General features: G+C 62.3%; 7 protein-coding genes and 1 pseudogene. 3 read left to right on the top strand and 5 right to left on the bottom strand.

Translation table 11 applies throughout. The annotated features are described in order from the left end of the window. On the top strand, positions 1 to 556 hold a 556-nt coding region (locus EPO09_RS14020; RefSeq protein ID WP_290643941.1), incomplete at its 5' end, for a calcium-binding protein. Between the two features lie 28 nt (positions 557 to 584). Here EPO09_RS14020 and purT read toward each other — a convergent pair. The 3 genes from purT to EPO09_RS14005 all read right to left on the bottom strand — a co-directional run bounded on the left by purT (position 585) and on the right by EPO09_RS14005 (position 4,092). Beyond that, positions 585 to 1,820, bottom strand: a complete 1,236-nt coding sequence (gene purT, locus EPO09_RS14015) for a formate-dependent phosphoribosylglycinamide formyltransferase (RefSeq protein ID WP_290643940.1) — start codon at positions 1,818 to 1,820, stop codon at positions 585 to 587. Positions 1,821 to 1,913: 93 nt separating this feature from the next. Further along, positions 1,914 to 3,170 (bottom strand): HAMP domain-containing sensor histidine kinase, encoded by a 1,257-nt coding sequence (locus EPO09_RS14010; protein WP_290643939.1) that lies wholly within the window; start codon positions 3,168 to 3,170, stop codon positions 1,914 to 1,916. Beyond that, a complete protein-coding gene (locus tag EPO09_RS14005) occupies positions 3,163 to 4,092 on the bottom strand; it encodes a helix-turn-helix domain-containing protein (RefSeq protein WP_290643938.1) in 930 nt (309 codons plus the stop codon). The genes EPO09_RS14010 and EPO09_RS14005 overlap by 8 nt, the downstream gene beginning before the upstream one ends. A gap of 331 nt (positions 4,093 to 4,423) precedes the next feature. Between EPO09_RS14005 and EPO09_RS14000 the strand changes: the two genes are divergently transcribed. Further along, the gene (locus tag EPO09_RS14000) at positions 4,424 to 5,212 is read left to right on the top strand and encodes a 5'-methylthioadenosine/adenosylhomocysteine nucleosidase (protein WP_290643937.1); all 789 of its coding nucleotides are present in this window, start codon (positions 4,424 to 4,426) and stop codon (positions 5,210 to 5,212) included. A gap of 26 nt (positions 5,213 to 5,238) precedes the next feature. Beyond that, positions 5,239 to 5,370, top strand: a pseudogene (locus EPO09_RS13995) (Mpo1-like protein); the annotation flags it as partial. 18 nt (positions 5,371 to 5,388) lie between these two features. Here EPO09_RS13995 and EPO09_RS13990 read toward each other — a convergent pair. Then, complete coding sequence (locus EPO09_RS13990; RefSeq protein WP_290643936.1) at positions 5,389 to 6,663, bottom strand: diguanylate cyclase; 1,275 nt, start codon at positions 6,661 to 6,663, stop codon at positions 5,389 to 5,391. Positions 6,664 to 6,665: 2 nt separating this feature from the next. Then, on the bottom strand, positions 6,666 to 7,045 hold a 380-nt coding region (locus EPO09_RS13985; RefSeq protein WP_290643935.1), incomplete at its 5' end, for a diguanylate cyclase.

The raw sequence follows: 7,045 nt of genomic DNA, 5'->3' as shown, positions 1-7,045 counted from the left end.
TACCTTGTGGGCTGACGTGCAGTATGCCTACGCCGGTATGACCATCGGCGCGAGTCTGTCTGGTGGTAAAGGCAATGACGCACTGAACGGCAACGTTGGCAATGACACACTGGATGGCGGAGACGGTAACGATACCCTGCATGGTGGCCAGGGTGACGACCAGCTTCTGGGTGGCAAGGGCAACGATACCTATCTGTTCGGTCGCGGAGATGGTATCGACACTGTCATCGATTCAGACAGCACCTGGCTCAACAGCGACGTGCTGAAGCTGAGTGACATCACGTCAAAGCAGTTGTGGTTCAGTCAGTCCGGCAATGATCTGCACATTGATGTCATCGGCACGCGCGATGAGGTGGTGGTGCAGAACTGGTATGCGGACAAGAACGCCCGCGTGGAGCGCATTGTGGCCAGCGATGGCAAGACGCTCACGGCAGCCAAGGTGCAGAACCTGGTGAATGCGATGAGCAGCTTTGCGCCGCCTGCGCAGGGGCAGACCAACTTGCCATCTGATACGCCTGCCAGCGTGACCAAGGTGATCGCCAGCAGTTGGGTCTGATTGCTCGCGACGGTTTGATGGGCGCAGGTTAGCGCGCGGCAGCTCGGGGCTTGACCTTGGCGGCCGCGCCTCTGGCCTTGGCCCTGGCGGCTTGCGTATCAGTTGCCGTGGCCAGTGCCACGCCCATGCGGCGTTTGACGAAGCTCTCCGGCTTGCCGAACAGGCGCAAGTCAGTGCCAGGTTCAGACAGCGCTTCTGCCACGCCATCAAAGATCACGTCTTGCGTGTCCACGCCGCCGTAGATCACGGCAGAGGCGCCGGGCGTGCGCAAGCTGGTGTCAACGGGCAGGCCCAGGATGGCGCGGGCATGCAGTTCGAACTCGCTTTGCACTTGCGTGGACAAGGTGACCAGGCCTGTGTCATGCGGGCGCGGGCTGACCTCGCTGAACCAGACCTGATCGCCCTTGACGAACAGTTCCACACCAAAGAGGCCCTGGCCACCGAGGTTGTCTGTCACGGCCTTGGCGATGTCTCGTGCTTTTTGCAGTGCTGCCGGGCTCATGGGGTGAGGCTGCCAGCTTTCCACGTAATCACCGCTGACCTGCAAGTGCCCGATGGGCTCGCAGAAGTGGGTGGCGATCTGGCCTTGTGTGGCGGCTGAACCGGCTGCACGTACCGTCAGTTGCGTTATCTCGTAGTCGAAATCGATGAAGCCTTCCACGATGATGCGGCCATGGCTGACGCGGCCACCGGCCATGGCGTAGTCCCAGGCTTTTTGCACGTCCTGCGGGCCGTCGATCTTGCTCTGGCCTTTGCCGGATGAGCTCATCACGGGCTTGACGATGCAGGGGTAGCCAATGCCGCTGTCGATGGCAGCTTGCAGCTCGGCCAGGGAGTCGCAGAACTGGTAGGGGCTGGTGGGCAGGCCCAGGGTTTCAGCGGCGAGGCGGCGGATGCCTTCGCGGTCCATGGTCAGGCGTGCGGCGCGGGCGGTGGGGATCACGCGCACCAGGCCCTGGGCTTCGAGTTCTTCCAGCACTGGCGTGGCGATGGCTTCGATCTCCGGCACGACCAGATGGGGCTTTTCCGATTCGATCAGGGCGCGCAGCTGGGCCGGGTCACTCATGGTGATGGTGCGGCTGTGATGCGCAACTTGCTGGCCGGGTGCGTTCTCGTAGCGGTCCACGGCGATGGTTTCCACGCCCAGGCGCTGCAAGGCGATCAGCACTTCCTTGCCGAGTTCGCCTGATCCCAGCAACATGACCCGGGCGGCGGAGGGGGACAGGGGGGTGCCAAGGGGCAGTGTCTGGACGGCTTGGGTCATGTCGGGCCTGCGTATACCAAGATGGCGCAAAGAGTGCGGGGATGTTGAAGCGCTATTGTCGCTGCAGTGTCAGCAGTTGCGGCTTGTCGTTCTTCAGCCTTGCAAGGGCAGGATCACCGTGAAGTGGCTGCCGCGCCCGGGCTGGCTGCTCAGGCTGACCGTGGCCCCCATGCGGTCGACCAGTCGTTTCACGACCGCCAGGCCCAGCCCCGAGCCTTCCGCGCTCGTCACGCGTGCATCTTCCAGTCGCACATAGGGCTCGAACACGCGTTCTTGTTGTTCGTTCGGGATGCCAATGCCCGTGTCGATGACGTCGAGTTGCACATGGCCTGTAGCAGGCGCGACACCCGCTTTGACCATGATGCTGCCCGATGGGGTGTATTTCAGGGCGTTGCCGATCAGGTTGCTCAAGATCTGGCGCACGCGCGCACCATCGGTCCAGACGTGCTGCAGGCTCAGGCTATCTGCGGGGGGCAACTCGCATGACAGCTTGAGTTGCTGGCTTTGGGCTTGTGGCTGAAAGGTATCGCATACATCTTGCACCAGCAGGGCCAGATCGATGGCCTCTGGCTTGAGGCGCCAGGCCGGGTTCTCAAGCCGCGTGTATTCGGTGACGTCGCGCAAGTGGGTATCGAGCTGGGATGCTGCGTTGCGGATGCGGTCGATCGCACGGCGTTCAGGCGGTGAACTGGCCTTGAGCGCCAACAGGTCGATGGAGCCCAGCATGGCCTGCAAAGGGCTGCGAATTTCGTGAGACAGCATGGCCAGAAAGCGTTCCTTGCTTTCATGGCCAGCCCGTTCATTGGCCCGCAAACGGCCTTTGAGTGTGCTGATGTAGTGCAGCGCCACGATGCACGGAGGATGCCCGGCGAGCATGACTGCCCAGGTGTGGGCGCTCATGTTCTCTGCGCCATGCAGGACAGAGCCGTACGAGAGCAGATACAGCCCCAGCAGGCCACCGTAGTGCAGCCAGCAGACCAGGTTGGCGCGGCGTCCCAGCGCCACGAACGTGGCAATGTAGAACACCGGCATGAATTGAGCCGTACAGGCCAGCGCATACAGGCCTGACGGGCTGTGATCGGCGCCTGCTCTGTACACGCCGCCCAGGAAGTACAGACTGGAGGGAATGACGGCCAAAAAGAGGAAGGCTGTCAGCCAGGCGGGGCGCCACCAGAGCCCGACTGCGACCAAGCCGTAGATGGCCACCATGATGGGCACGCCAATCCGATCCCAGGTGGTCGTCAGGCCTGACGACCAGATGATCAGTGACCCCGCCGAGATCAGTGCGCTGGCCCATGAGATCAGGCGCGCTTCGTCCAACTGGCGGGGACGGGCGGGGCGTTCAAGCATGGTGTGGTGCGAGTCGATCAAGGCTGCTCTGTATGGCGGCAGTCAGTACAGCGGGGCGCACCGGCTTTTCAAAGAAGGTGACGCCTTGTGTGCGCAGGATGGTGGCCAGCGTGGCTTCAGAGGCTGTGCCGTCTTTCAACTGCCCGGTCAGCAGGACGATGGGCGCCTCTGGCTGTTCTTTGCGAATGCGCTCGACGATGGATTGCGAGGTCTGGCCGCCGCCGAGGATCAGGTCCACCACGAAGGCGTCGTGTTCGGACAGGGGGCGTGCCAGAAGTGCTTCGGTGCTGGTGTAGGCATGGGCTTCGTAGCCCACTTCATTGAACCAGTCAGTCAAGGCGCCTGCCGAGCCGATGTCGTCGTCCAGCACGGCGATGCGTGCCCTGGTCTGGTCCACCGGGTTGCGCAGTTGGAGTTGTTCCACGGCGTAGTGCGCGCCAGTGTGACCGCCTTTTTGCAGGCGCTGGATGCCACCAACCAGCCAGCCCTCGAACTGATCGTGGAAGGCCACCAGTCCTTGGCAGGCTGTATCGCGAGCCGATGTGCACAGCGGGCCCAGCTGGATGTCGCAGGGCATTTTCTGATCGTCAATCAGCAAGGTGGCCGGATAAGTGTTGCTGTGCCCGGTGCTGGCTGGGCTGCTTGTGCTGCTTGTTTGCAACGCAGATGAGCCAAAAACGGTATCCAGGCTTTCGCCGAAATGGTGGCAGATGGTCTGGACCTCATCGAACAACCACACCGCGCCGCGCAGTTTGCGTCTTGCTTGGCTGACCGAAATCGCGCAAATATGCGCGATTTCGGTGGCCTGGTGCCGGCTGGGGATGCCATGCCGTTCCAGCAGGGCGGAAAGACAGGCGCTTGCCCAGGAAAACCCTGTGCTGACGCCATCTTGTCCATCATCGACTTGGATGTCCGTGTTCATGCGTTGCTCAGAATTCGCGGCAAGCAGACTTGCTCAAAAAGGTAACAAAACATCACATATGCGCGAAAGCGCCAAATATGATCGATACAATGAATTGTGCGCTGAAAAAAGATCACCTTATAGGGCGCCGCTCAGGGAATTCTTATGATTTCAGCTTGGGCAACCAGGTTGGACAATCTCGCTACCGGTGCATAGATGCCGCATGAGCGCGGTTGGTGCCTTCGGGCCTTTCAAAACCACCTCTCGAGGTGGTTTTTTCATGTCCGATCCTGCCATGGCACCGCTTGCGACATGATGCGGGCTTGTCCTTCCATTTCAAGCAGATCCCGACATGAGTTCAACAACAGGCCATCACCCCGGGCGCATCGGCATCATGGCCGCCATGCCCGAAGAGTTGCAAGCGCTGCTGGACGTCATGCCCGATGAAACCATGCAGCGTGTGGCTGGCCGCGAGTTCTGGGTCGGGCATCTGCATGGGCGTGAGGTGGTGGCGGTGCTGTCACGCATCGGCAAGGTGGCTGCGGCCACGACGACCACGATGCTGCTGAGTCACTACGGGGTGGATCAGGTCATCTTTACCGGCGTGGCGGGTGGTTTGGGTGAGGGCGTCCGTGTGGGCGATGTGGTCGTGGCCGACGCTTTGATCCAGCACGACATGGATGCTTCGCCCTTGTTCCCGCGTTTCGAGTTGCCGGGGCAGGGCGTGAGCGCCTTGTCGCCGCCTGCCGCGTTCACGGCGCGCGTACGCGAGACGGTTGAGCAGGTGTTGAGCCCGGCTTCGCTTGCCGCAGGCGGGGCGTTGGCTGATGTGCACCTGGCCGCACTCCAGTTGGCGCAACCGCGCGTTCATCAGGGGCTGATCATCAGTGGCGATCAGTTCATCAACGCCGCGCAGACCTGTCGTGAACTGATACAGGTCTTGCCTGCCGCTTTGGCGGTAGAAATGGAGGGGGCGGCGGTTGCGCAGGTCTGCCATGATTTCAGCGTGCCTTATGCCGTCATCCGCACGATCTCGGACCGTGCCGATGATGATGCCCACATCGACTTCCCCCGATTCATTGACGCGGTGGCGCGGCATTACTCGCTGGCCATCGTCGAAGCCTTGCTTCAACGCGTTTGAATAAACATGCTGACCCTGGATACCCCTATGGCTTTGCTTGGGTGGGCCATTTCCGCTTCGAGCGCAACCGCCCCGCCACCTTCACGTATCCGCTCTATAGCCTGATGGGCGACTGGGTGATGTTCTGGCAAACCTTGACGGGCAAGCTGCCTTTCTGACGCGGCCAGCGCACACGCTCAGAGCGTGCGTACTTCCACTCGGTTGCGGCCACTTTGTTTGGCCTTGTAGAGCGCGGCGTCTGCTGCGGCGATGAGATCCTCTTCGCGCATGTCCGCGTGCACCTGGCAGGTGGCCACGCCCACGCTGGCCGTGACCGTGGCAGCGGTATCCGAATCTTCATGGGCAATGCCCAGATCGGCTATGGCCTGCCTGATGCGGTCTGCCGCCTTGAAGGCGATATCGGCATCGGCATGGGGCAGCACGGCGATGAACTCCTCGCCGCCGTACCGCGCCACGAGATCACCAGGGCGGCGCAGTTTGTCTTGCAGGGCCTGGGCCACACGCATCAGGCATTGATCGCCCGCGGGGTGGCCGTAGCGGTCGTTGAAGCGCTTGAAGTGGTCCACATCCAGCATGATGATGGCCAGCGTGTCCTGGTCATGCCGGGCGCGCTGCCAGGTTTGTTGCAGGTATTGCTGGAAGTGGCGGCGGTTGAACAGGCCGGTCAAGGCATCCATGCGGGACAGTTGTTGCAACCGTGCCTGGACCTCGCCCAGGTCGAGCAGCAGGTTCTTGCGCCGCAATGACAGCAGATACTGCCGGCGTCCATCGCGCTCCAGCGCGTAGTTGGCCATGAGCGTGAACACGACCGTGGCGCCCAGCAAGGCCACCATCGGCACAAGCAGCCGGTGGTTGAAGACGGGTACGGTCAGCACCCCTGCGATATGGATGGCATAGACCATCAGCGAAAACGCCAGCGCGTACCAAAAACGCAGGCGCTGCACCATGTTGCCGTACATGATCACCGCCATCAATCCCACGTGGTAGTACTGGCTGTTGGGTGCGCGGCTGACCGACAGGATGTAGCCCAGGCAGGCGGCTGCGAGAACACCACTGAGCAAGACGAGGTACTCCAGCGCCTGCGGTGAAATGCGCTTGGGCACCTGATGCCGCAGCCACCACGTCACGCTGAGCATCACGATGGCGAAAGGGCTGAACCACAGCAGGCGTACTTTCACGGCCAGCATGAAGACATCTGGCGCCATCAGGTAGTCGGCCAGCAGGAAGCCGTTGAACACGAACAGGGCCAGCAGCCCGCTGATCAGGAAGTAGCGCACACGCCGTGGTGCGCTGTCATTGAGGTACTGCTTTTCCAGCCTGGGTGGGAAGCGCATCCACGACAGGCCACGCTCGAACTGCGAGGAGGCTGCACTGACCTCGCCGCGGGCGATACGACCACTGGGCTGAATGGCTCGGCGTGGCGGCAACGCGGATTGACGGTGCGTTGCCATGGCTAGTTCTCCTGCTCGATAGCCCGGGCCTGATTGCGGCCGTGGGCCTTGGCCTGGTAGAGCGCCTCGTCGGCCTGTGCCAGCAACTGGATGGTGCTGGCGCCAGTCGCGTTGGCATGCATGCAGGCCACACCAATGCTGATGGTGACCCGGTCCTGCGTGAGGGAGGCCGCATGGGGCCTGGCCAGATCCCACACCGCAGCCCGCACGCGCTCGGCCGCCGCGAGGGCCTCGGACAGGCTGGTGTGGCTGAGCACCGAGATGAATTCTTCGCCGCCAAAGCGTGCCACCAGATCACCAGGGCGGCGCAAGGATCGGCTCATGGCGGCGGCCACTTCCTTGAGGCAGGCATCGCCCGCCGGATGGCCGTAGTGGTCGTTGT

Source organism: Aquabacterium sp. (genome assembly GCF_004297345.1).
Taxonomy (GTDB): Bacteria; Pseudomonadota; Gammaproteobacteria; order Burkholderiales; family Burkholderiaceae_C; genus Aquabacterium.
Note: the sequence above shows the minus strand (reverse complement) of the source record. Positions and strands in the feature narration are given on the sequence as shown.

Coding starts and splice junctions, on each gene's coding strand:
- purT (WP_290643940.1), bottom strand. CDS start 1,820: ATGACCCAAGCCGTCCAGACACTGCCCCTTGGCACCCCCCTGTCCCCC.
- EPO09_RS14010 (WP_290643939.1), bottom strand. CDS start 3,170: ATGCTTGAACGCCCCGCCCGTCCCCGCCAGTTGGACGAAGCGCGCCTG.
- EPO09_RS14005 (WP_290643938.1), bottom strand. CDS start 4,092: ATGAACACGGACATCCAAGTCGATGATGGACAAGATGGCGTCAGCACA.
- EPO09_RS14000 (WP_290643937.1), top strand. CDS start 4,424: ATGAGTTCAACAACAGGCCATCACCCCGGGCGCATCGGCATCATGGCC.
- EPO09_RS13990 (WP_290643936.1), bottom strand. CDS start 6,663: ATGGCAACGCACCGTCAATCCGCGTTGCCGCCACGCCGAGCCATTCAG.